Origin of the sequence: Streptomyces sp. adm13(2018) (genome assembly GCF_008042145.1) — a bacterium.
Classification (GTDB): Bacteria; Actinomycetota; Actinomycetes; order Streptomycetales; family Streptomycetaceae; genus Streptomyces.
Window position 1 is genome coordinate 1 of sequence record NZ_RDBH01000264.1, and the last position, 876, is coordinate 876.

An 876-nucleotide genomic window follows, 5' to 3' on the forward strand; every position below is an offset into this window, starting at 1 on the left:
CCACCACACCCACGCCGACGCCCACGCCCACGCCCACACCGACGCCGACGCCCACCGGTCCGAGGCCGGGTACCGGGCCTGACGTGACCGCCGGTCAGATCCAGGCGGACTCCGTCCCACCACACCCACGCCGACGCCCACGCCCACGCCCACACCGACGCCGACGCCCACCGGTCCGAGGCCGGGTACCGGGCCTGACGTGACCGCCGGTCAGATCCAGGCGGACTCCGTCGTGGTGAGCTGGCAGCGGGTCACCGGAGCCTCCTGGTACCAGGTGCTCCTGGACGGGCGGCACCTGACGTGGGTCCAGGGCACGACGCTGCGGATCTACAACCTGCGGCCGGGCACGTCGTACACCGTCGCCGTCTCCGTCCGCGACGGTCAGGGCCGTGACAGCGGACCGGGCAGGGCGACGACCTTCCGCACCGCCGGAGCCGGCGGCACCACCACGCCCGGCACCCGCTACCTGCTCTCCAACGGCAGCACCGGGCTCAGCGCCCAGCTGTGGGGCGGCCGCAGCGCAGACGGCACCGTGCTTGTCGCGGACCAGAGCAACGGGTACGAACCGCAGCAGTGGTACTTCGACGACGCGGGCAGCGGACTCGTACGCGTCCGGTCGGCGGCATCGGCCAAGTGCCTGCAGCCCGGCGGAACGCCCGCCCCCGGCATGTGGGTGGCCCAGCAGCCCTGCGCCGCGGGATCCTCGGCCCAGCAGTGGCGGATGAAGGTCGCGAACGGCGCGGTCACCCTCACCGACCGGAACGGCTCCTACGCCCTCACGGTCAGCAGCCGTCCGTACTACGGGGCCTGGCTGCTCGACCTCCAGCGCGTGGACGGACGGCTGCTGACCGTGAGGGCGTAGGAGCCGTTCCGGTC

Annotated in this window: 1 protein-coding gene; it reads left to right on the top strand. The window is 73.5% G+C overall.

All coding sequences use genetic code 11. The features are described from left to right. Window positions 1-199: 199 nt before the first annotated feature. Window positions 200-862, top strand: coding sequence for an RICIN domain-containing protein (locus tag EAO70_RS36405; protein WP_148007058.1), 663 nt, complete (start codon window positions 200-202; stop codon window positions 860-862). Window positions 863-876 lie beyond the last annotated feature (14 nt).